Annotated in this window: 22 protein-coding genes; 12 read left to right on the forward strand and 10 right to left on the reverse strand. The window is 66.1% G+C overall.

Translation table 11 applies throughout. From position 1 onward, the window contains the following. Positions 1-140: 140 nt before the first annotated feature. Entirely contained in the window at positions 141-1,595 is a 1,455-nt protein-coding gene (locus tag ACNFH5_RS28575) for a TrkH family potassium uptake protein (RefSeq protein WP_416751981.1), read from the reverse strand. Positions 1,596-1,773: 178 nt separating this feature from the next. On the opposite strand from ACNFH5_RS28575, the gene ACNFH5_RS28580 reads away from it, so the two are divergent. Further along, positions 1,774-2,334 (forward strand): nitroreductase family protein, encoded by a 561-nt coding sequence (locus ACNFH5_RS28580; protein ID WP_416751982.1) that lies wholly within the window; start codon positions 1,774-1,776, stop codon positions 2,332-2,334. On the opposite strand, the gene ACNFH5_RS28585 is transcribed toward ACNFH5_RS28580, so the two are convergent. From ACNFH5_RS28585 to ACNFH5_RS28615, 7 genes are all read right to left on the reverse strand, one after another. Continuing rightward, positions 2,315-2,794, reverse strand: coding sequence for a hypothetical protein (locus ACNFH5_RS28585; protein ID WP_416751984.1), 480 nt, complete (start codon positions 2,792-2,794; stop codon positions 2,315-2,317). The two genes, ACNFH5_RS28580 and ACNFH5_RS28585, sit on opposite strands and share 20 nt — an antisense overlap. 26 nt (positions 2,795-2,820) lie before the next feature. Further along, positions 2,821-4,158, reverse strand: a complete 1,338-nt coding sequence (locus tag ACNFH5_RS28590; RefSeq protein ID WP_416751986.1) for a sensor histidine kinase — start codon at positions 4,156-4,158, stop codon at positions 2,821-2,823. A 90-nt stretch (positions 4,159-4,248) separates the two neighbouring features. Beyond that, a complete protein-coding gene (locus ACNFH5_RS28595; RefSeq protein WP_416751988.1) occupies positions 4,249-4,704 on the reverse strand; it encodes a Spy/CpxP family protein refolding chaperone in 456 nt (151 codons plus the stop codon). 156 nt (positions 4,705-4,860) lie between these two features. Further along, positions 4,861-5,538 carry a response regulator transcription factor gene (locus tag ACNFH5_RS28600; RefSeq protein WP_416751990.1) on the reverse strand — a complete coding sequence of 226 codons (678 nt, stop codon included), beginning with the start codon at positions 5,536-5,538 and terminating at the stop codon, positions 4,861-4,863. A 13-nt stretch (positions 5,539-5,551) separates the two neighbouring features. Beyond that, entirely contained in the window at positions 5,552-6,022 is a 471-nt protein-coding gene (locus ACNFH5_RS28605) for a translation initiation factor 2 (IF-2, GTPase) (protein ID WP_416751992.1), read from the reverse strand. Positions 6,023-6,137: 115 nt separating this feature from the next. Continuing rightward, complete coding sequence (locus ACNFH5_RS28610) at positions 6,138-6,437, reverse strand: YciI family protein (RefSeq protein ID WP_416751994.1); 300 nt, start codon at positions 6,435-6,437, stop codon at positions 6,138-6,140. Between the two features lies 1 nt (position 6,438). Further along, a complete protein-coding gene (locus tag ACNFH5_RS28615) occupies positions 6,439-7,032 on the reverse strand; it encodes a septation protein A (RefSeq protein WP_416751996.1) in 594 nt (197 codons plus the stop codon). A gap of 167 nt (positions 7,033-7,199) precedes the next feature. Between ACNFH5_RS28615 and ACNFH5_RS28620 the strand changes: the two genes are divergently transcribed. The 6 genes from ACNFH5_RS28620 (at position 7,200) to bglX (ending at position 14,798) form a co-directional block, all read left to right on the forward strand. Then, positions 7,200-8,075 carry a PHP domain-containing protein gene (locus ACNFH5_RS28620; RefSeq protein WP_416751998.1) on the forward strand — a complete coding sequence of 292 codons (876 nt, stop codon included), beginning with the start codon at positions 7,200-7,202 and terminating at the stop codon, positions 8,073-8,075. After that, positions 8,072-8,701, forward strand: a complete 630-nt coding sequence (locus ACNFH5_RS28625; RefSeq protein WP_259753891.1) for an L-threonylcarbamoyladenylate synthase — start codon at positions 8,072-8,074, stop codon at positions 8,699-8,701. The genes ACNFH5_RS28620 and ACNFH5_RS28625 overlap by 4 nt, the downstream gene beginning before the upstream one ends. A 61-nt stretch (positions 8,702-8,762) precedes the next feature. After that, the gene (locus ACNFH5_RS28630; RefSeq protein ID WP_416752001.1) at positions 8,763-9,977 is read left to right on the forward strand and encodes a tryptophan--tRNA ligase; all 1,215 of its coding nucleotides are present in this window, start codon (positions 8,763-8,765) and stop codon (positions 9,975-9,977) included. A 338-nt stretch (positions 9,978-10,315) separates the two neighbouring features. Beyond that, positions 10,316-11,170, forward strand: coding sequence for a segregation and condensation protein A (locus ACNFH5_RS28635; protein WP_416752076.1), 855 nt, complete (start codon positions 10,316-10,318; stop codon positions 11,168-11,170). A gap of 84 nt (positions 11,171-11,254) precedes the next feature. Beyond that, positions 11,255-12,295 (forward strand): SMC-Scp complex subunit ScpB, encoded by a 1,041-nt coding sequence (gene scpB / locus ACNFH5_RS28640; RefSeq protein WP_416752003.1) that lies wholly within the window; start codon positions 11,255-11,257, stop codon positions 12,293-12,295. A gap of 205 nt (positions 12,296-12,500) precedes the next feature. Next, positions 12,501-14,798, forward strand: a complete 2,298-nt coding sequence (bglX, locus tag ACNFH5_RS28645) for a beta-glucosidase BglX (protein ID WP_416752078.1) — start codon at positions 12,501-12,503, stop codon at positions 14,796-14,798. 58 nt (positions 14,799-14,856) lie between these two features. On the opposite strand, the gene ACNFH5_RS28650 is transcribed toward bglX, so the two are convergent. Then, on the reverse strand, positions 14,857-15,636 hold the full coding sequence (locus ACNFH5_RS28650) for a hypothetical protein (protein ID WP_416752005.1): 780 nt from the start codon (positions 15,634-15,636) through the stop codon (positions 14,857-14,859). 166 nt (positions 15,637-15,802) lie between these two features. Here ACNFH5_RS28650 and ACNFH5_RS28655 point away from each other — a divergent pair, with 166 nt between their 5' ends. Then, positions 15,803-15,985 (forward strand): DUF1289 domain-containing protein, encoded by a 183-nt coding sequence (locus tag ACNFH5_RS28655; protein ID WP_416752007.1) that lies wholly within the window; start codon positions 15,803-15,805, stop codon positions 15,983-15,985. Between the two features lie 86 nt (positions 15,986-16,071). Here the strand turns inward: ACNFH5_RS28655 and gap are convergent, their stop codons facing one another. Beyond that, a complete protein-coding gene (gene gap, locus ACNFH5_RS28660; protein WP_416752009.1) occupies positions 16,072-17,076 on the reverse strand; it encodes a type I glyceraldehyde-3-phosphate dehydrogenase in 1,005 nt (334 codons plus the stop codon). A 128-nt stretch (positions 17,077-17,204) separates the two neighbouring features. On the opposite strand from gap, the gene edd reads away from it, so the two are divergent. The 4 genes from edd to ACNFH5_RS28680 all read left to right on the forward strand — a co-directional run bounded on the left by edd (position 17,205) and on the right by ACNFH5_RS28680 (position 22,369). Further along, entirely contained in the window at positions 17,205-19,031 is a 1,827-nt protein-coding gene (edd, locus tag ACNFH5_RS28665; protein WP_416752011.1) for a phosphogluconate dehydratase, read from the forward strand. 120 nt (positions 19,032-19,151) lie between these two features. Then, on the forward strand, positions 19,152-20,150 hold the full coding sequence (locus ACNFH5_RS28670; RefSeq protein WP_416752013.1) for a glucokinase: 999 nt from the start codon (positions 19,152-19,154) through the stop codon (positions 20,148-20,150). A 43-nt stretch (positions 20,151-20,193) separates the two neighbouring features. Continuing rightward, a complete protein-coding gene (locus ACNFH5_RS28675; RefSeq protein ID WP_301534648.1) occupies positions 20,194-20,928 on the forward strand; it encodes a response regulator in 735 nt (244 codons plus the stop codon). A gap of 19 nt (positions 20,929-20,947) precedes the next feature. Further along, entirely contained in the window at positions 20,948-22,369 is a 1,422-nt protein-coding gene (locus tag ACNFH5_RS28680; protein WP_416752080.1) for an ATP-binding protein, read from the forward strand. Positions 22,370-22,644: the final 275 nt, after the last annotated feature.

Genomic DNA, 22,644 nt, shown 5'->3' on the forward strand with positions numbered 1-22,644 from the left:
CTACTGGGGAATCCGCTTCGCGAGCAAGCTCGCTCCTACGAAGAGCACACCGCAGCTGGGGCTGGCTGTAGGAGCGAGCTTGCTCGCGAACCGCTTGACGCCGGAATACCCGGAAACCGGCCCCTACCGAGATACCAACCTCAGTGCCGCCAAAACGCCGGGGTGAACAGCACCAGCACCGTGATGATCTCCAGGCGGCCCGCCAGCATGCCGCCGCAGAGCAGCCATTTGGCGGCGTCCGGTAGCGAGGCGAAATTGCCCGAAGGGCCGATGATCGGCCCCATGCCCGGGCCGACGCCGGCCACCGTGCTGGCCGCGCCGGTCAGCGAGGTCATCCAGTCCAGGCCGAGGAACGACAGGCCCAGAGCCAGGGCGCCGACGGTGGCGCCGAAGAAGAACGAGAAGGTCAGGATCGAGCGGACGATCTCCTCGTCCAGGCGATGGCCGTTGTAGCTCTGGCGGATCACCGCGCGCGGGTGGATCAACTGGTACAGGCTGGCGCGCAGCAGGGTAAAGGCCACCTGGAAACGGAAGATCTTGATGCCGCCGGCGGTGGAGCCGGAGCAGCCGCCGATGAAGCCCAGGTAGAAGAACAGCATGATCGAGAAGTGGCCCCACAGGCTGTAGTCACCCAGCGCGAAGCCGGTGGTGGTGACCACCGATGTAACGTTTACCGCGACGATGCGGAAAGCGTCGAACCACGACAGACCCGAGTTCACCGAGTACCAGGTGCCCATCACCAACCAGGTGACCAGCAGCAGGCCGAGGAAACCGTGGACCTGGTGGTCACGGATCAGCGCCTTGCGGTTGCCGCGCAGCATGGACACGTACAGCACGAAGGGGATGCTGCCCAGGATCATTACCGCCACCGCCACCCAGTGCACCGCCGGCTGGTGCCACTTGGCGAGCGACTGGTCGGAGGTGGAGAAACCGCCGGTGGAAATCGCCGACATGGCGTGGTTGAGCGAGTCGAACAGGCCCATCCCGGCCCACCAGAAGGCCAGGGTGCCGGTGATGGTGATTGCCACGTAAACCCCGACGATGTACTTGGCCACCATGTGCGAGCGCGGCATGACCTTGTCGGAGCGGTCGGAGGATTCGGTCTGGAACAGGCGCATGCCACCGATGCGCAGCATCGGCAGGATCGCCACTGCCATGGCGATGAAGCCGATACCGCCCAGCCAGTGCAGCAGCGAGCGCCAGATGAGGATCCCCGGCGACATCTTGTCCAGCCCTGACAGCACGGTCGAGCCGGTGGCGGTAATCCCCGACATGCTCTCGAAGATTGCGTCGGTGAAGCTGATGTGCCGCGCGAACATGAAGGGCAGGGCGGAGAAGAAGCAGACGATCACCCAGCTCGAAACGGTGAGCATGTACATGTCCCGCGGGCGCAGGTGGACCTGCTCCGGGCGGCCGGGAATGACCATGCCCAGCCCGCAGGTGAAGGTGATGATCGCCGACCAGATGAACGGGTGCAGCTCATTGGCGCGGCCGTAATAGAGCAGCGTGGCCATGGGGACCAGCATGGCGACCGCCAGCGTGATCACGAAGATGCCGATGATGAATCCGAGGGTGCGTAGTGTCGGCAGGGCCATGCGGTGTCGTTCTGATGTGGCGGAACCGGCCATTCTACCTGCCGTCTGGCGAGAGTAAACCGCGTGACCCCGTTCCCCTTTACAAGTCGAGCAGGAAAGTCTGGCGCAGTCTTCGCTGGGAAAATGCGAACCTTTTGCGTCTACAATGGCGGCTTTCGAGATTGACTGGAGGCAGCCCATGGAGGCTCTCGACGCGTTGCTCAACCGTGTGTCCCACGCTCGCCTGAGTGAGCCGGCACCGTCCGCCGAGCAACTGGATCGCATGTTCCGCAGCGCCCTGCGTGCGCCGGATCACGGGCAACTGCGCCCCTGGCGTTTCCTCACCGTGGAAGGCGAGGCACGCAAGGAACTGGGTGAGTTGTTTGCCCGTGCCGTGGCGGCCAATGAGCCGGACGGTAAGCCCGAGGCGTTGGACAAGGCCCGTGCCATGCCCCTGCGCGCGCCGCTGCTGGTGGTGGCCGTGGCACGCCTGCAGGATCACCCCAAGGTGCCGGAGATCGAGCAATGGCTGGCGGCGGGCTGCGCCGCCCACGGGATCATCCAGGCAGCCTACGTCGAAGGATTGGGAGCGATGTGGCGCACCGGCGCCATGGCGTTCGATCCGCTGGTGCGCGAAGGCCTGGGCCTGGCCGAGAACGAGCGCATTGTCGGTTTCATCTACCTCGGCACGCCGGTCGGCGAGCTGCGCCGCCCGGCGCCGCTGGACCCGGCCGGGTTCGTCAGCGCCTGGAAGGGCTGAGCGGCAGTTCCAGGCGAACCTTCCAGCCGCCGTCGCGGGCACGCCAGAGCAGGTGCCCGCCCTGCCAGGCGGCCAGGCGCCGTGCCGCAGGCAGGGCTTCCGGCAGCCAGGCCCGCGCCTGCGGGTCGTAGCCTTGCAGATCCAGACGCAGCTCACCGCGTGCTGAGCTGAGCGACAGCTCCAGCGCAGCATACGGATGGCGCGCCAGCGCCCCTTCCAGCACCGCATCCAAGGCTTCGCCCAGCGCATCCGGCCAGCTTTCCAGTGGCCAGGTGCCGCTTTGCGGCAGGTTCAGGCGCAGGCCCGGCCAACGCTCGCGCCACTGCGCCGCGTGGCGTGCCAGTTCTACCGCCAGCACCAGGTACTGCGGGTCGTCGTAGGGTTCACTGCGCAGCAGGGCTGCCGGCGGCAGCGGCTGTTGCAGGGCGGGGATCGGGGTAGCGAAGGCGGGAAGGCTCATGGTTGCTCTCCGAAAGTGCGCTCGATTCAGGCGATCTGCCGGCGCAGCGGCAGGTCGATGCTGGCCAGGAAACCACCCTCGGGATGGTTGGCCAGGCGCAGTCGTCCGTGGTGGCGCTCGATGGCGCGCCGGGCGATGGCCAGGCCCAGGCCATGGCCGGGGCTGCTCTGGTTGGGGGCGCGGAAGAAGGGTTCGCCCAGTTGCGCCAGGTGTTCCTCGCTGGCGCCGGGGCCGTGGTCGCGCACGCTGATGTGCAGGCGCTCGCCGTCGATCCATGCCTGCACTTCCAGCGGCTGGTCCGCCGGGTTGAAGCGCAGGGCATTGCGCAGCAGGTTGTCGAGGGCGCGTTCGAGCATGTCCGGCCAGCCGTCCAGCGCCAGCTGCGGGGCGATGTCGAGATGGATGTTCTGTTCCGGGTAAAGCAGTTCCGCGTCGTTGCGCAGGCGCTCGAACAGCGGCAGCAGGTCGATGCGGCTGGTCGGGCCGGGTTCGGCGTCGAGGCGGGCGAGGGCGAGGATTTCACCTATCAGTGCTTCCAGGCGGTCGCACTCCTGCTCCAGGCGAGGCCACATGGCGGCGCGCTGCTCGGGGCCGGCGCGTTCGGCCAGGGCCAGGGCAATACGCAGGCGCGCCAGCGGTGAACGCAGTTCGTGGGACACATCGCGCAGCAACTGGCGCTGGCTGCCGATCAAGCCCTGGAGGCGGGCGCCCATGCGGTTGAAGTCGCGGGCCAGCACGCCCAGTTCGTCGCCACGGCGGGCCAGGCGGGCGAGGCTGTCCTGTTGATAACTGGTCTGGCCAAGGTCATGCACGGCGCGGCGCAGGCGGTTCAGCGGGCGGGTGATGGACAGGGTCAGCAGCAGGCTGAAGACGGTCAGCACCACCAGGGCAATGCCCAGCGCGCTGAGGGGCCAGAGCAGGCTGCTGCGGTGCCAGGCCTGCAGCGTCGGGTGCGGAATGCGGTAGATGAACAGGTAGGTCTGGTCGGTGCGACTGCTGGTGTATTCCTGGCTCAGTTGGCGCCAGGGGAAGCGCGGCATGTTCTCGCGGTCGAAGTTGTTGTCCCGCGGGCGCGGCGGGCGCGGCAAATAGGTGCCGTTGACCAGGCGCTGACCAGTCTCGTCGAGCACCTGCACCGAGAGTTCGTATTGCTGCCGGCGACTTTCCAGCAGCTGCTGGGCGGCATCCGGGCCCTTGGTCTCGTAGAGCAGGGTCCATTGCTTGGCGATGTCGTGCAGCCCCGGATAGCGGGCGATGACCCAGGTGTCCTGGTTCAGGGCGCGGCCCAGCAGGATCGACAGTCCGGCCACCAGCAGGAGGGCGAGCCAGAAGGCGGCGAGTATCCGCCAGAAGAGTGAACGCATGGTCTTCCTGTTCAGCCGCATGGTCTATCCGTTGTCGGGGCTCACGGCAAGACGCCGGGAATAACCCGGCGTCTGCACATCGTGGAGCGATCAGTTGGTCTTGGCGCCGTCCTTCTGGGCCTTCCAGGTCTGGAATTCCGCCCATTCGGCCTTGCGCTGTTCACGCTGCTTCTTCAACTCGTCGAACTTCTTCTGCTGTTCGGGAGTGAGGATGCCGCGAACGCTGGCGTCGGTCTTGTCGTGGTTGGCCTTGAGCTCTTCCTGCATGGCCTTGCGGTCGGCTTCAGGCAGCTTGTTCCAGTATTTCTCGGTGATCGCGCGGCGATCCTTCATCGAGTCGCCCATCAGCTTGCCGATCTGCTGGCGCTGGTCCTGGGTCAGGTTCAGTTCGCGGAACGGGCCGCCGTGGTCGCCGCCACGCATACCGTGGCCATGGTCTTTCATGAACGGGGCCGGCGGCGGCGTGTCGGTCGGCGCGGGAGTGGCCGCCAGCGCGACGGTCGGCAGGGCGGCGGCGATCAGCAGGGCGGTCAGGGTCTTGCGCATGGTGTTTCTCCTTTCAGGGGCCGGTCGTTACCGGATGAGCCCAGTCTAGGGATGGCAAGGTCAAGGGCGGTCAGCCCCACGTAAAGCTTCGGTAAAGATTACGTGAAGCGCTGCTGGAAACTTTACGAAGCCCGGGCCAGAGCGGCCGGGCATGCCTCAGAGCGAGTAGAAGTAGCCGCGGCCGCGCAGGGCGAGGATGCGTGGACGGCCATCGGGGTGGCTGCCGAGCTTCTTGCGCAGGTTGCTGACATGCATGTCCAGGCTGCGGTCGTACAGCGTCAGCTTGCGGCCCAGCGCAAGCTGCGCCAGGGCCTGCTTGTCCAGTGGCTCGCCCGGCTGGCGCAGCAAGGCTTCGAGGATGCGGCTCTCGGAGAGGGTCAGGCTGATCTCGTCGCTGCCGATGCTGGCCACCCCGCGTGACAGGTTCAGCGCCAGGTCGCCCAGTTCCAGTTGCGCGGCGGGTTGCGCCGGGTGACTGCGACGCAGCACGGCGCGCAGGCGAGCGGTCAGTTCGCGTGGGTCGCAGGGCTTGGCCAGGTAGTCGTCGGCGCCCAGTTCCAGGCCGAGGATGCGGTCCAGCGGCTCGCCGCGGGCGGAGAGCATCAGCACCGGCAGGTCCGGGTGGTCGCTGCGCAGCGACTTGAGCAGTTCCAGGCCGCTGCCGTCGGGCAGCATGACGTCGAGCACGACCGCGTCCGGCGCGCGGCTGCCGAGGGCAGCGCGGGCCTGCGCGCCATCGTGGGCGGCGCGGATGCTGAAGCCTTCCTGGGTCAGCCAGGTGGTCAGCAGTTCGCAGAGTTCGATGTCATCGTCGATCAGCAGCAGTTCACTCATGAAGACGCTTCTTTCAATTGATCCATTCACGGCGCGAGCGGCGTCGGCCACGGCTGAGCATGCCCAGGATGAACGCCAGCAGCGCGGTGCCGGCCCCGGCGACGTACCAGGTCTGCTGCTCGCTGAGCAGGCGCGGTGGCTGGTTGGCCTGGGCCTCGCGCAGTTGCAGTTTCAGGCGCTGGTTTTCCTGGGTCAGGCGGGCGATACGGGCTTCATCCTGGCTGTTGTCCGCTTCCCCGGCTTGCGCGGCCAGTTGCGTGGACAGCGTTTCGCGCTGCTGCTCGCTCTGGGCCAGCCGGCTTTCCAGGGCCTTGATGCGCTGGTCGGCGTCCAGCTGGACGTCGGCGTCGGCACTGGGGGCGTTGTCGGGGAGGGCGTCAGGCTGTGGATTGGACAGCGCAGGTGCGCCGGGTTCCGCAACGGGGTCTTCCGCCTGGGCGAGCAGGGGAAGGGCAAGACAGAACAGCAGGGGCAGTCGATGCATCGCGACTCCTTGTTCGATGGCACAGTTCGATGGCACAGCGCCGACCTGAACAGGCGGCGGGTTCGGCTGCGCATCCCCGGCGTCCCTGCCTTGGGGCTGCAACGATGGTCGATCGTTACGGCAGGACTTTCTTGAACGGCTTGACCACGACGTCGGCGTAGACGCCGGCTGCGCGGTACGGGTCGGCATCGGCCCAGGCTTGCGCGGCGGTCAGCGACTCGAATTCGGCGACGATCAGGCTGCCGGTGAAGCCGGCTGCGCCCGGGTCGTTGCTGTCGATCGCCGGGTGCGGGCCGGCCAGTACCAGGCGGCCTTCTTCCTTCAGTTGCTCCAGGCGTGCGATGTGCGCCGGGCGGGCGGCCAGGCGGCGTTCTTGGGAAGCAGTGATATCACGGGCAATGATCGCGTAGAGCATGTCAGTCCTTGGGTTTTTCGCCGGTAGGCTCATCGTGCATGTGGCGGGCCAGGAACACGCCCTGGCCGATCAGGAACAGCAGAGTCATGCCCAGGCTGCCGAACACCTTGAAGTCCACCCAGATGCTCTGGAAGGTGAAGGCGACGAACAGCTGGACACAGCCGCAGATCAGGAAGAACAGCACCCAGGCGACGTTCAGCTTCGCCCAGAGGGAATCGGTCAGGTGCACCGCGTGGCCCATGATGCGCTGGATCAGCGGCTGGCCGCCGATGAAATGGCTGCCGGCGAAGGCCAGGGCGAAGAGCCAGTTCACCACCGGCGCCTTCCACTTGAGGAAGGTTTCGCTGTGGAAGGCCAGGGTCATGCCGCCGAACACCAGGCAGGCGGCAAGGGTGACCCACTGGCCCTTGTCCAGCTTGCGCTGCTTGATCAGCAAGGCGCCGTAGATCACCACGGAAGTGGCGATCAGCACGGCCGTGGCGCTGTAGATCCCGCCGACAGAGAAGGTCTGGCCGGCGAGTTCGACGTTGCGCGGGTCGAGCTTGTAGACGATGAAGAAGAGGATGAGGGGAATGAAATCGATGAATTGCTTCATTACGGCAGCCAGAGCCCAGTAGAGCCGGCATAATACCAACCTGCGGATGAACTGAAAGGGCCATCCGCCCAACGCTGCGTCAGATCATGGTTTCAAGCCGTTGCCGCGGGAGCGTTGGCACAGAAGCGTCTATACAGAAAGTTATCCCCTCGTCCCCAGGAAACCGCATGCGAGTCGACCTGCACTGCCACAGCACCGCGTCCGACGGACAGCTCAGCCCGACGGCCCTGGTCGAGCGTGCCCATGGGCGCGGCGTGCGTGTGCTGGCGTTGACCGACCACGACACCCTTGATGGCCTGCCCGAGGCACGCCGCGCCGCACAGGCGCTGGGCATGGAACTGGTAGACGGCGTCGAGGTGTCGTGCACCTGGGGCGGGGCGACCATTCACGTGCTGGGTTATGGCTTCGATGTGACGGCCGAGCCGCTGGTCAAGGCGCTGGACGATCTGCACCGCGCCCGCTGGACCCGCGCCGAGGAAATCGGCCGGCGCCTGGAAGCCAAGGGCATGCCCGGCGCCTTCGAGGGCGCGCGGGTGATCCAGGCCGAGCTGGGTGACAGCGAGAACGCACCGGCGCGCCCGCACTTCGCCGAATTCCTGCTGCGCCAGGGCTACGTCAAGGACCGCGCCGAGGCCTTCCGCAAGTGGCTGGGCGCCGGCAAGCTGGGCGACGTCAAGCAGCACTGGCCGAGCCTCGCCGATGCCGTTGGCACGCTGCGCGCGGCGGGCGCCTGGATCAGCCTGGCGCACCCTTACCAGTACGATTTCACCCGTACCAAGCGGCGCAAGCTGGTGGCCGACTTCATTGCCGCCGGCGGCCATGCGCTGGAAGTCTGCAACGGCCCGCAGCCGGCCGAGCAGGTCGGCGTGCTGAGCATCCTCGCCCGCGAATTCGGCCTGATGGTCACCGCCGGCAGTGACTTCCACGGCCCCAGCGACTGGTCGGAGCTGGGCCTCTACCGGAGTGTGCCGGAGGACCTGCAGCCACTCTGGCCGCGCTTTGCCAGCGCCGAGAACGCCATCGGGATCAAGGAGACTCCATGAGCCAGTTCTTTCAGATCCACCCGGAAAATCCCCAGGCGCGCCTGATCAAGCAGGCGGTGGAGATCGTCCGGCAGGGGGGGGTGATCGCCTATCCCACCGACTCGTCCTATGCACTGGGTTGTCGCATTGGCGAAAAGTCCGCGGTGGAGCGTATCCGCCACATCCGCCGGCTGGACGACAAGCACAACTTCACCCTGGTCTGCCGCGACCTGTCGGAGCTCGGCCTCTACGCCAAGGTCGACACCGGCCTGTTCCGTCTGCTCAAGGCGCATACCCCTGGCCCCTACACCTTCATCCTCAACGCCACTCGCGAAGTGCCGCGCATGCTGCTGCACCCCAAGCGCCGCACCATCGGCCTGCGCGTGCCGGCCTGCCCGATCGCCCTGGCGCTGCTGGAAGAGCTGGGTGAGCCGCTGATGAGCGTCAGCCTGATCCTACCCGGCCAGAGCGAGCCGCTGAACGATCCGTACGAGATGCGTGACCTGCTGGAGCATTCGGTGGACCTGATCATCGACGGCGGTTTCGGCGGCGGCGAGGCCTCTACCGTGATCGCCCTGACCGACGAAGACCCGGTGGTCGTGCGCGTCGGCTGTGGCGATCCGGAACCCTTCATGGTCAACGCCTGAGCACGCGCGGCGTGCTGGCTATACTCCCTCGTTCCATCGCCGAACCCGCGAGGTTGACCGCTTGACCAGCGTCGAATCCCTGCGCCGTGTGCTGTCCGGCATGCGCCCCACCGGGCGCCTGCACCTGGGGCATTACCACGGCGTGCTGCAGAACTGGGTGAAACTGCAGCATGAGTACGAATGCTACTTCTCCATCGTCGACTGGCATGCCCTGACCACCGAGTACGATGAAACCGCCAGCATCCGCCAGCACGTGCGCGACATGGCCATCGACTGGCTGGCGGTGGGCGTCAGCCCCAGCGCCGCGACCCTGTTCATCCAGTCCCAGGTGCCCGAGCACGCCGAGTTGCACCTGCTGCTGTCGATGATCTGCCCGCTGTCGTGGCTGGAGCGCGTGCCGACCTACAAGGAGCTGCAGGAAAAACTGGTCCACAAGGACCTCTCCACCTTCGGCTTCCTCGGCTATCCACTGCTGCAGGCCGCGGACATCCTGATCTACCGCGCGGGCCTGGTGCCGGTGGGCTCCGACCAGTTCGCCCACGTGGAATTCACCCGTGAGATCGCCCGCCGCTTCAACCACCTGTACGGCGGCGAAGTGGACTTCGAAGACCGCGCCCAGACCGCCATCGCCCGCCTGGGCAAGAAGACCGGCAAGCTCTACAGCAGTCTGCGTCGTGCCTGGCAGGAACAGGGCGATGCCGAGGCACTGGAAACCGCCCGCGCGCTGCTGATGGAGCAGCAGAACCTGACCCTGGGCGACCGCGATCGGCTGTTCGGCTACCTCGAAGGCACCAGCCGCGTGCTGCTGCCCGAGCCGCAGACCCTCACTAGCCATGCGTCGAAAATACCGGGGCTGGACGGGCAGAAGATGTCCAAGTCGCACCACAACACCATCGCCCTGCGCGACAGTCCGACGGTGATCGAGGAAAAGATCGCGCGCATGCCCACCGACCCGGCGCGGGTACACCGCCATGATCCGGGCGAGCCGGAGCGTTGTCCGGTATGGCAGTGGCACCTGATCTACTCCGACGATGGTTGCCGCCAGTGGGTGCAGGAGGGCTGCCGCAGCGCCGGCATTGGCTGCCTGGACTGCAAACGGCCACTGATTGAGTCGATCCTCCAGGAACTGGCGCCGATCCAGGAGCGCGCGCTGGACTATGAGGACAACCCCGAGCTGGTACGCAGCATTCTCGCCGAAGGCGCCGAGCGCGCCCGCGAGGCGGCGCGGGAGACCTTGGTGGAAGTGCGGCATGCCATGGGGCTGTCGTACCGATAGGCACCGCATTGGCTTCTTGTAGGAGCGAGCTTGCTCGCGAACCCAGCTCTGCAGCGAGGCTTTGGTTCGCGAGCAAGCTCGCTCCTACAGAAGAGCCTTGCGTGCCGCGGGATGCGACACCGCCCATCCCTTGCGCCAAAACCCCCTCGCGCCGCCGGCAAAAGCAGGGATAATGCCGCCTTCGAACCCCAGTGTCTGACGAGTGGCCGATGAGTGACCTGACCGAGCCGGAAGCCCCCGCCGCCGCCCCTGAATACCAGGTGCCGGTGCAGTTGGCGCTCGTCTACGGCGAGGCCCTGACGGAGATGCCGCAGGACCTGTACATCCCGCCGGACGCCCTGGAGGTCTTCCTCGAGGCCTTCGAAGGCCCGCTCGACCTGCTGCTCTATCTGATCCGCAAGCAGAACATCAACATCCTCGACATCCCCGTGGCGGAGATCACCCGCCAGTACATGGGCTACGTCGAGCTGATGAAGTCGGTGCACCTTGAGCTGGCCGCCGAGTACCTGGTGATGGCCGCCATGCTCGCTGAGATCAAGTCGCGCATGCTGCTGCCGCGCTCGGCCGAGGCCGAGGAAGAAGAGGAAGACCCGCGCGCCGAGCTGATCCGTCGTCTGCAGGAGTACGAGCGCTTCAAGAAGGCCGCCGAAGACCTCGACGAACTGCCGCGTCTGGGGCGCGACTACGTGGTGCCCACCGTTGCCGCGCCTGATGCGCGGGCGCGCCGGCTGTTGCCGGAAGTGGACATGCAGGAACTGATGCTGTGCATGGCCGAGGTGCTGCGCCGCGCCGACCTGTTCGAAAGCCACCAGGTCACCCGTGAAATGCTCTCCACCCGCGAGCGCATGAGCGAAATCCTCGAGCGTCTGAAGGGGGAGGGCTTCGTGCCTTTCATCACGCTGTTCCGCGTCGAGGAAGGCAAGCTCGGCGTGGTGGTGACCTTCATGGCGGTGCTCGAGCTGGTCAAGGAACAGCTGGTGGAATTGGTGCAGAACGAAGCCTTCGCGCCGATCCATGTCCGTGCCCGCACCGAAGTGCAGGAAGGCGCCGCGCCCGTCGAGGAGGTGCTGGAGGAGGGCGACGAGGATGTCTTCGAGCCCCGCGAGGAGCCGCCGGCCGAGCTGACCTTCGAGGATGGCCGCTTCGACGAAGGCGTCGAGACGGACGCAGAGCCCGACGAAGAGCCGCTCTGATCCGCCAGCGTTGCCCTGGCGCCACGCTTTGAGTAGCTTTCCCGCCTGAACGACCAATCCTTACCATCTGACCCGAGCTTCCCGATGAACCTGTCCGACCCGCAAGAACTGGCGACATTGCTCGAAGGCATCCTCCTGGCTGCCGGCAAGCCCATGTCGCTGGAGCGCCTCGGCGAGCTGTTCGAGGAAGCCGAACGCCCCGAGCCGCAGCAGTTTCGCGATGCGCTGGCGATACTGAGCCTGTCCTGCTCCGGGCGCGCCTTCGAGCTCAAGGAAGTCGCCACCGGCTACCGCCTGCAGGTGCGCGAGAAGTTCGCCTCCTGGGTCGGCCGGCTCTGGGAGGAGCGCCCGCAGCGCTATTCCCGTGCGCTGCTGGAGACCCTGGCGCTGATCGCCTATCGCCAGCCCATCACCCGTGGCGAGATCGAGGAAATCCGTGGCGTCGCGGTGAACACCCAGATCGTCAAGACGCTGATGGAGCGCGAGTGGATCCGCATCGTCGGCTACCGCGAAGTTCCCGGCCGCCCGGCGATGCTCGCCACCACTCGCACCTTCCTCGATTACTTCAACCTGAAGAGCCTGGAAGAGCTGCCGCCGCTGGCCGAGCTGAAACTGATGGAGCCCGAACCGCAGCTGGTCCTTGAGGACATGGCGCCGGTGGCCAGCCTGCCGAGTCCCGAGGAGTACGACGAGGACTACATTCCGCCGTCCTTGCAGGCCCTCGCCGACCAGGCCGTGCGCGATGCTGGCGAGGAGCCGGAGCCCGCACCGCCGGAGGCGCCGAAGGAGGAAACCAGCTTCCGCAGCCTGCTCGCCGAGCTGGATGAGATGGAGCAGGGCCTGAAGACCGACTTCGACGACCTGATCGACCGCCCGCCGAGCGATGACGAGGACACCGGTGTGGATGCCGACTTCAGTGGCGTCCATGGCCTGCCCGAAGTTGCGTCCGACGCTGAGGCTGCGAGTGCCGTCGAACCCGATGCGTCGGCTGAGCCCGCTGCGCAGCCTGAAGCGGCGCCCCAGCCGCCGGCTCCCGCGCCGGAAGAAGAGTGGGACGAGGAGCGCGCGCTGCGTGAAGCCATGCGCGAGGAAATGGAATTCAACCGGCTCAATCGCGACCATTGAGACCCGCCCAACGGCGTTTTCCAGCCGTTCGGTGATTGACTTCCGCCTTCGGCGCGACGACCTTATGTGCCGCGTTCGAAAGGCGCTGGCGACTACACCCGGGGGAGTTGCCGGAATCCCACCTGTTCGATGCCCCTCTAACAACATTCCACAGTGGCCCGGCGCTTCGCGCAGGCTGCTGAGTACCCATATGAAAAGAACTCCAATCAGCCGTATCTGCTGGCTCGGCCTCCTGCTGGGTTTGAGCAGTGCTTCGCTTTCCGCCGCCGAATCTGCTGTCGTAGCGCCCGCCGTGCCATTGGCCGGCCAGTCCAAGGACGCCTTCATCGACAGCCTGATGCAGCGCATGACGCTGGAAGAGAAGATCGGCCAGTTGCGCCTGGTCAGCGTCGGGCCGGACCATCCCAAACCGGTACTGCTGAAGGAAATCGCCGAAGGCACCACCGGCGCGGTATTCAACACCGTCGTCCGTCCGGGCATCCGCGACCTGCAGGACGCGGCCATGAAGAGTCGCCTGAAGATCCCGCTGTTCTTCGCCTATGACGTGGTCCACGGCCATCGCACCGTATTCCCCATCGGCCTGGGCCTGGCGGCGAGCTGGGACATGGCGTCGATCGAGCGCAGCGCCCGTGTCGCGGCCATCGAGGCCAGCGCCGACGGCCTCAACCTGACGTATTCGCCCACCGTCGACATCGCCCGCGATCCGCGCTGGGGCCGTGTCTCCGAAGGCTTCGGCGAAGACGCCTGGCTGACCAGCAAGGTCGCCGCCGCGGTGGTCAAGGGCTACCAGGGCAAGGGCCTGAACCAGCCGGAAACCATCATGGCCGGGGTCAAGCACTTCGCCCTGTACGGCGCCGGCGAAGGCGGCCGCGACTACAACACCGTGGACATGAGCCCGCAGCGCATGTTCCAGGACTACCTGCCGCCGTACCGCGCGGCCATCGACGCCGGCGCCGGCGCGGTGATGGTCTCGCTGAACAGCATCAATGGCGTGCCGGCCACTGCCAACAAGTGGCTGCTGCAGGACCTGCTGCGCAAGCAGTGGGGCTACAAGGGCCTGACCCTGAGCGACCACGGCGCGGTGCTCGAGCTGATCAAGCATGGCGTGGCCGCCACCGAGCGTGATGCCACCCAGGCGGCGATCAATGCTGGCGTCGAAATGAACATGAACGACGATCTCTACGGCAAGCACATGCCCGAGCTGCTCAAGGCCGGGCTGATCAGCCAGGACGAGATCGACCGCGCCTGCCGCGACGTGCTCGCCGCCAAGTGGGATATGGGCCTGTTCCAGGACCCGTACCGCTACCTCCAGGGCAAGGACCCGGTCGACACCGATGCCGAGGAGCGCCTGCACCGCGCCGACGCCCGCGAGATCGCCCGCAAGGGCATGGTCCTGCTGAAGAACGAAGGCGGCGTGCTGCCGCTCAAGCGTGACGGCGTGATCGCCCTGATCGGCCCGCTGGCCGACAGCAAGCGCGACGTGATGGGTAGCTGGTCCGCCGCCGGCAAGGCGTTCCAGGCCGTGACCGTGCTCGAAGGCATGGGCGCCGCCACCCGTGGCCACGCTGCGCTGCTCTACGCCAAGGGCGCCAACGTCACCGACGATCCGGAAATCGTCAAATACCTCAATGAGTACAGCGAAGATGTGAAGGTCGACCCGCGCAGCCCGAAAGCCATGATCGACGAGGCCGTCGAGAAGGCGAAGCAGGCTGACGTGGTGGTGGCCGTGGTTGGCGAATCCCAGGGCATGGCCCACGAGGCGTCGAGCAAGACCAACCTGCACATCGCGCAGAGTCAGATCGAGCTGCTCAAGGCCCTCAAGGCCACCGGCAAGCCGCTGGTGCTGGTGCTGATGAACGGCCGGCCGATGGACCTGCGTTGGGAAAGTGCCAACGCCGACGCCGTGCTGGAAACCTGGTTCAGCGGCACCGAGGGTGGCAACGCCATCGCCGACGTGCTGTTCGGTGACTACAACCCGTCGGGCAAGCTGACCATGACCTTCCCGCGCTCGGTGGGCCAGGTGCCGATCTACTACAACCACCTGAACACCGGCCGCCCGTTCGATCACGAGCACCCGAACAAGTACACCTCGCGCTACTTCGATTCGGAGAACGGCCCGCTGTACCCGTTCGGCTACGGCCTGAGCTACACCGACTTCAGCGTCTCCGACGTGAAGCTGTCGGGCAGCAAGTTGAAGAAGGGTGACCAGCTGACCGCCAGCGTGACCGTGAAGAACACCGGCAAGGTCGCCGGCGAAACCACCGTGCAGCTCTACCTGCGCGACGTCGCCGCCTCCATCAGCCGTCCGGTCAAGGAGCTCAAGGGCTTCGAGAAGATCCTGCTGCAGCCGGGCGAGTCGAAGGTCGTGCAGTTCCCGATCCGCGAGGAAGACCTGCGCTTCTACGACAGCCAGTTGCGTTACGCCTCGGAGCCGGGCGAGTTCAAGGTCTACGTTGGCCTGGATTCGGACAACGTGAAGGAGCAGAGCTTCACGCTGCTCTAAGCGCTAGCCGCTGCTGCAAACCAAACGCCACGGCTGGTTCAGCCGTGGCGTTTTTCTTTCAGGCGGCTTTTGCCATGCTGCGGGCGCGAAGGCCGATCAGCCAGCGCACTGCGCCTTGCACCAGTAGCGCCAGCAACGCCGCTTCGGCGAAGCTCCACAGGACGTCGTTATCCGGCAAGCACAGGGCCAGCCACAGGCAAAAGGCCGCGAAGGCCGGGCGTCCGGTGACCATGCCGCGCAGCAGGGCGATGACGAAGCCCGCGCCGTGCAGCCGCTGCGACGACACGCAGAGCACGGTGGAGAGCAGCGGGAATACCGCCAGCAGTCCGCTCCAGCTCGGTCCTGCCCAACCGGCGAGGGCGGTGACAGACAACGTCAGCAGCGCACCGGCGAGCATGCGCAGGCCCAGTTCGACGCGGCCCAGTGGAGCGATGGCGGCGCTGAGCTCGGCACGGGGCATGAACAGCTGGCTGGTCAACGCGCCCACGGCCGCAGCGAGCAATGCCCATACGGGCGAGACGGGCAGTTGGGTCAGTGCCCAGCCGGCCACCAGCCAGGCGAGCATGGCGCCGGTCAACGCGAGCGGCCATCTTTGGCGCCGACAGATCCAGGCATAGGCTAAGTTGAACGCCTCGGCGGCGAAGATCGCGGCCAGCGCGAGCAGCGCGGCCTGGGTGCCGAACTGGCGGCCATGTTCCACGGTGATCAGGTAGAGAATGGGGCCGGCGATGGCGGGCAAGGCGGCGAGACAGCCGGCCACGGCCGGGCCCCACCAGCGCCCGGAGAGGGACACCAGCAGCAGGAACAGCGGAACCAGGGTGAGCTTGAGGGCGAGCATCAGCGAGGCCGGAAAGCGTGGAGGGCGGATTCTAGCAAGGCAGGCGTCCTTCGATTGCTGGCGTCGATCGCTACGATGGGAAATTCGAGTTGGACCTTGGCGCCGCGCGGGTGTCCATTAGCAGGGGCCCACTGACATTCATCCCGCCGAAACCATGAGGAAGTCCGTGAAGAGTCCGTGCATCAAGGTCTGCGAGTTCGAAGAAGGTATCTGCCTGGGCTGTGGCCGCAGCCGTGAGGAAATAAAGGCGTGGAAGCGCGTCGATCATCTCGGCCAGGAGGCGATCCGGGCCGAGGCCGATATGCGTCTGCTGGTGCTGCAGGCGCAGGGGAAAAGGCGGTATCGCTGATTGAAAGGCTGTTCGCGAGCAAGCTCGCTCCTACGAAGAGCCGGAACTCCAGACCTGTAGGAGCGAGCTTGCTCGCGAACCTCGCTTCACCCCCGCGTCGCAACCATCGCCCGCGCTGTATCCAGCATGCGGTTGGAGAACCCCCATTCGTTGTCGTACCAGGCCAACACCTTCACCAGCCGGCCGTTCACCCGTGTATGGCTGGCGTCGAAGATGGCCGAGCGCGGATCGTGGTTGAAATCCACCGACACCAGCGGTTGGCGGTTGAAACCGAGGATCGCCGAGGTTTCGCTGGCCCGCTCCATCAGCGCGTTAACCTCTTGCGCACTGGTATCGCGGGCGACCTGCAGCGTGAGGTCTACCAGCGACACGTTGATCACCGGCACCCGCACCGCCAGGCCGGTCAGTTTGCCGGCCAGCTCTGGCAGCACCAGGCCCACCGCCTCGGCGGCACCGGTCTTCGTGGGGATCATCGACTGGGTCGCCGAACGTGCCCGGTATGGGTCGCTGTGGTAGACGTCGGAGAGGTTCTGGTCGTTGGTGTAGGCGTGGATGGTGGTCATCAGCCCATGCTCGATGCCCAGTTCGCGGTGCAGCACCTGGGCCACGGGCGCCAGGCAGTTGGTAGTGCAGGAAGCGTTGGAGACGATCTGGTGTTCCGCGCGCAGAATCCCTTCGTTGACGCCGAACACTACCGTGGCATCCGCGTCCTGGCCAGGGGCCGAGATCAGTACCTGGCGCGCGCCGGCCTGCAGGTGTGCGGCGGCCTTGTCGCGGGAGGTGAAGAGGCCGGTGCACTCCAGCACGATGTCCACGCCCAGCGCTTTCCACGGCAAATCCGCCGGGTTGCGGATGGCCGTGACGGCAATCATGTCGCCTTCTACTCTGAGGCTTTCGGCGTCATGCTCGACCTGACCGGGAAAGCGCCCGTGGACGCTGTCGTATTGCAGCAGGTGGGCGTTGATCGCGGCGTCACCGAGGTCATTGATCGCCACGACTTGCAGGTGCTGGCGATAGTGCCCCGCATAGAGCGCGCGGAGCACGTTCCGACCGATGCGGCCAAATCCGTTGATTGCCAGGCGTATAGTCATGAAGGTCGTCTCTTTTCTTTTGTTGTGGTAAAAACCATTAAATTTCGCAATCGACGAAAAGTAAACGCCTAGTAATCGATGATTATGTTGTAAAAACAACAACTGATAGTCTGTAGGAGAATGCTGCCATGCACCCTCGTGTGCTTGAAGTCACCCAGCGCATCCAGGCCCGCAGCGCGTCCACGCGACAGCGCTACCTCGATCTGGTCAAGGCAGCCGCCACCAAGGGCCCGCACCGCGGCACGCTGCCCTGCGGCAACCTCGCCCATGGTGTCGCGGCCTGTGGTGAATCCGACAAACAGGCGCTGCGGCTGATGAACCAGGCCAACGTCGCCATCGTCTCCGCTTACAACGACATGCTCTCCGCGCACCAGCCGCTGGAGCGCTTCCCGGAGCTGATCAAGGACGCCCTGCGGCAGATCGGCTCGGTCGGCCAGTTCGCTGGCGGCGTGCCGGCCATGTGCGATGGCGTCACCCAGGGCGAACCGGGTATGGAGCTGTCCCTGGCCAGCCGCGACGTGATCGCCATGGGCACCGCCATTGCCCTGTCCCACAACATGTTCGACGCCGCCCTGTGTCTGGGCGTCTGCGACAAGATCGTCCCCGGCCTGCTGATCGGCTCGCTGCGCTTCGGCCACCTGCCGGTGGTGTTCGTGCCCGCCGGCCCGATGCCCACCGGCATCTCCAACAAGGAGAAGGCCGCAGTGCGCCAGCTGTTCGCCGAAGGCAAGGCCACCCGCGAGGAGTTGCTGGCCTCGGAGATGGCTTCCTACCACGCGCCGGGTACCTGCACCTTCTACGGCACCGCCAACACCAACCAGTTACTGGTGGAGGTAATGGGCCTGCACCTGCCTGGGGCCTCCTTCGTCAACCCGAACACCCCGCTGCGCGACGAACTGACCCGCGAAGCCGCCCGCCAGGCTGCGCGCCTGATCCCGGAGAACGGCCAGTTCGTGCCCATGGCGGAAATCGTCGACGAGAAGGCCATGGTCAACTCGGTGGTGGCGCTGCTGGCCACCGGCGGCTCGACCAACCACACCCTGCACCTGCTGGCCATCGCCCAGGCGGCCGGCATCCAGCTGACCTGGCAGGACATGGCCGACCTCTCCGAAATCGTGCCGACGCTGGCGCGCATCTACCCCAACGGCCAGGCCGACATCAACCACTTCCAGGCGGCGGGCGGCATGTCCTTCCTGATCCGCCAGCTGCTCGATGGCGGCCTGCTGCATGAAGACGTGCAGACCGTGGTCGGCAAGGGCCTGCGCCGCTATGTTCAGGAACCTTTCCTGGACGACGGCAAGCTGGTCTGGCGCGAAGGCCCGGCAGCGAGCCTGGACGAGAACATCCTGCGCCCCATCGACAAGCCGTTCTCCCCTGAGGGCGGCCTGCGCCTGATGGAAGGCAATCTCGGCCGCGGCGTCATGAAGGTTTCCGCCGTGGCGGTGGAGCACCAGATCGTCGAAGCCCCGGTGCGCATCTTCCACGACCAGTCGAGCCTGGCTGCCGCCTTCAAGGCCGGCGAGCTGGAGCGCGACCTGGTGGCCGTGGTGCGCTTCCAGGGCCCGCGCGCCAACGGCATGCCGGAGCTGCACAAGCTCACGCCGTTCCTCGGCGTGCTGCAGGACCGCGGCTTCAAGGTGGCGCTGGTCACCGACGGGCGTATGTCCGGCGCGTCCGGCAAGGTGCCGGCGGCGATCCACGTATCCCCGGAGGCACTCAACGGTGGCCCGCTGGCCAAGCTGCGCGATGGCGACGTGGTGCGCGTCGACGGCACCACCGGCGAACTGCGCGTGCTGGTGGACGCGGCGGAATGGCAGGCGCGTCCGCTCGTCGAGACACCGACCATTGATAACCTGGGCATGGGCCGCGAGCTGTTCGCCTTCATGCGCAATGCCTTCAGCCCGGCAGAGCAGGGCGCCTGCAGCTTCACGGCTGAACTCAACGGTCCGAGCTGACCCGTCTGACGTCCTGTGTGACGGACTGCCTGTCCGTCGCACGGGACGTTTCCGTCGCTGTCCTATGCTGGCATGATCCCGCGCCGCACCTTCCACCCAACTTCCAGGCCCGAGCCCGCGATGAACTCCAGTAACGCTCAGTCCTCCTCCAACGGTTTCGCCCTGGTCGGCGATATCGGTGGCACCAACGCCCGCTTCGCCCTGTGGCGCGGTGAAGTCCTCGAATCCATCCAGGTCCTGGCCTGCGCCGACTACCCGCGCCCGGAAGACGCCGTGCGCGACTATTTGCAGCGCGTCGGCCAGCCGCTGTCTTCGGTCGAGAACGTCTGCCTGGCCTGTGCCGGTCCCGTTGGCGCTGGCGACTTCAAATTCACCAACAACCACTGGGTGATCCGCCGTGACGCCTTCCGTGCCGAACTGGGCCTGAGCCACCTGTTGCTGGTGAATGATTTCAGCACCATGGCCTGGGCAGCTTCGCGGCTGTCGGAAGAGCACCTGGTGCAGGTGCGCCCCGGCAAGGCGCTGGAAGGCCGTGCCAAGCTGATCATCGGCCCGGGCACCGGCCTGGGTGTAGGCAGCCTGATGCCGCTGCCCTCCGGTGGCTTCGAGGTATTGCCCTGTGAAGGCGGCCACGTCGACTTGCCGGTTACCTCCGAGCGCGACTTCGCCATCTGGCAACTGCTGCGCGAAAAATACGGCCACGTCTCGGCCGAACGCGTGCTCTCCGGCAGCGGCCTGGAAAACCTCTACCGCATGAGCTGCCAGCTCGACGGCGTGGAGCCACTTTGCGCCACCGCCGCCGAGATCGGCGAGCGTGCCATGGCTGGCGATGCGTACGCCGATGCGGTGCTGGAGCACTTCTTCCTCTGGCTGGCACGGGTTGCCGGCAATGCGGTGCTGACGGTCGGCGCGCTGGGTGGCGTGTACATCACCGGCGGCATCGTCCCGCGCTTCCTCGAACGCTTCCAGCGCAGCGGTTTCGCCGAGGCGTTCCGCACCCGTGGCAAGACCAGCGGGCCGTACCTGGAGCCGATTCCGGTGTGGGTCATGACGGCAGATCACCCCGGCCTGTTCGGCGCGGGTGTTGCTCTGGAACAGGCGCTGCGCAACGAAGGTTGATTCACCGCTACATCCATTAGAACAACAAGAAAGGACGCCCGACGTGAACCAGCCTGCCAAATCCATCCTGCTGGTGGACGACGACCAGGAAATCCGCGAGCTGCTGGAAACCTACCTCAGCCGCGCCGGCTTCCAGGTGCGCAGCGTCGCCGACGGCGAAAGCTTCCGGCGTGCGCTGTGCGACGAGGATGCCGCCCTGGCGATTCTCGACGTGATGCTGCCCGACGAGGACGGCTTCAGCCTCTGTCGCTGGATTCGTTCGCACCAGCGCCACGCGTGCATGCCGGTGATCATGCTCACTGCCAGCTCCGACGAGGCCGACCGCGTGGTGGGCTTGGAACTGGGCGCCGACGACTACCTCGGCAAGCCCTTCAGCCCCCGCGAGCTGCTGGCGCGGATCAAGGCGCTGCTGCGCCGCGCGCAGTTCACCCAGGTACGCGGCGGCGAGGTCATCGCTTTCGACGACTGGCGGCTGGATACCATCAGCCACCGGCTGTTCCACGAGGACGGCGAGGAGCACTTCCTCAGTGGCGCCGACTTCGCGCTGCTCAAGCTGTTCCTCGACAACCCCCGGCAGATTCTCGACCGCGACACCATCGCCAGCGCCACCCGTGGCCGCGAGGTGATGCCGCTGGAGCGCATCGTTGACATGGCCGTCTCGCGCTTGCGCCAACGCCTGCGCGATACCGACAAACCGGCGCGGCTGATCCAGACCGTGCGTGGCAGCGGCTACCTGCTGGCAGCCCAGGTTCGCCCGCACCTCGCCGGTCATGAGTGAGCGCCGCCGCTGGTCACTGGTGCCGCGCTCGCTGCTCGGCCGCATGCTGCTGCTCACCCTGCTGGCGGTGCTGATCGCCCAGGGGCTGTCGAGCCTGTTCTGGATTTCCCACCTGCGCAGCAGCCAGCGTGACGGCCTGCTCACCAGCTCGCGCAGCCTGGCCTATTCCATGGCTGCCAGCGTCAGTTACTTCCGTTCGCTGCCCATCGGCTACCGTCCGCTGGTGCTCGACCAGTTGCGCAGCATGGGCGGTACGCGCTTCTTCGTTTCGCTTAACGAACGCCCGCTGGACATGCGTGCGCTGCCGGACACCACCAACAAGCAGGCGGTGATCGACATCGTGCAGGACGTGCTGCACCAGAAGTTGGGCAAGGACGTCGAGCTGCAGGTGGAGTTCGTCAGTCCCGATGACCTTCGGCTGTTCAACGGCGAGTTGAAGCTGGAAGAACTGCCGCGCTCCTGGGCGCATTACGCGTTGACGCTGGAACCGGTGAACCCGCCGGTGCTGGTCACGCAGATCCGCATCGGCGTCAGCGAATGGTTGTACATCGCCAGTCTGATGCCGGCGCCCTATGTCACCCTGGAGCCCGAAGGCCTGCCGCCGCAGCAGGTCATTTCCATCGTTTTCACCACGCTGTTGCTGCTGCTGTTCACTGGCACCCTGGTGCACTGGCAGAGTCGCCCGCTCAAACGCCTGGCCCGCGCCGCCCGCGACATCGCCCTGGGTGGCCAGGATCAGCCGCTGGAGGAGAGCGGGGCGAGCGAACTGGTGGAGGTTTCCCGCGCCTTCAACACCATGCGCGAGCGCATCGATCGTTACGTCAACGAGCGTGGCCAACTGTTCAGCGGTATCTCCCACGACCTGCGCACCCCGATCACCCGCTTGCGCCTGCGGGTCGAACTGCTGGAGGACGAGCAGGCGCAGGAGAAGTTCAGTCACGACCTCGACGAGTTGGAGTTGCTGGTGAAGGGAGCGCTGCAATGCGTGAAGGACACCGACATCCACGAGAACATCGAGCCGGTGGACCTCAACCAACTGCTGCAATACGTGGCCGGCCCCTACATCGCGGATGGCCGCGTCGAGGTGCTGGGCGCCGCACTTGAGCCCTACCCGGGCAAGCCGCTGGCACTCAAGCGCTGCATCGGCAACCTGCTGGACAACGCACTGAAGTACGGCGGCCGCGCTCAGCTGAGCATCGAGGACGATGTCGACGCGGTGGTCCTGCATGTCGACGACCAGGGGCCGGGTGTGCCGGAGCAGCGCCTGGAGAAGGTCTTCGAGCCGCGCTTCCGGTTGTCTGAACGGGGGCAGGGCTACGGCCTCGGGTTGGGGATCGCGCGCAACATTGCTCATACGCACGGTGGGGAAGTGACGTTGCAGAATCGCCGGGAGGGTGGGTTGAGGGTGACGTTGCGGTTGCCGAGGTTGGAGGTGGAGTAAGGCGGTTCGAGTTTGCCGGTAGGTATGGCGTGTGCTGAGGCCGTTTCCCTCTCCCTAACCCTCTCCCTGAAGGGAGAGGGGACTTGCCCGGCATGCTCGTTCAGACCTGAGTCGGCTTGATACAAAGGTCACCAGGAGCGCAGAAAGCTACAGACAGCTCGGAAAATTCCCTCTCCCTTCAGGGAGAGGGCTGGGGAGAGGGTGGTGGGGTAAGGCACTAGCCTCCAGCAGTACTCCCGCTGGAGCTCCGCCAATGTCATCCCACCTCACCCAAT

Source organism: Pseudomonas sp. NY15435, from assembly GCF_048068295.1.
Lineage (GTDB): Bacteria > Pseudomonadota > Gammaproteobacteria > Pseudomonadales > Pseudomonadaceae > Pseudomonas.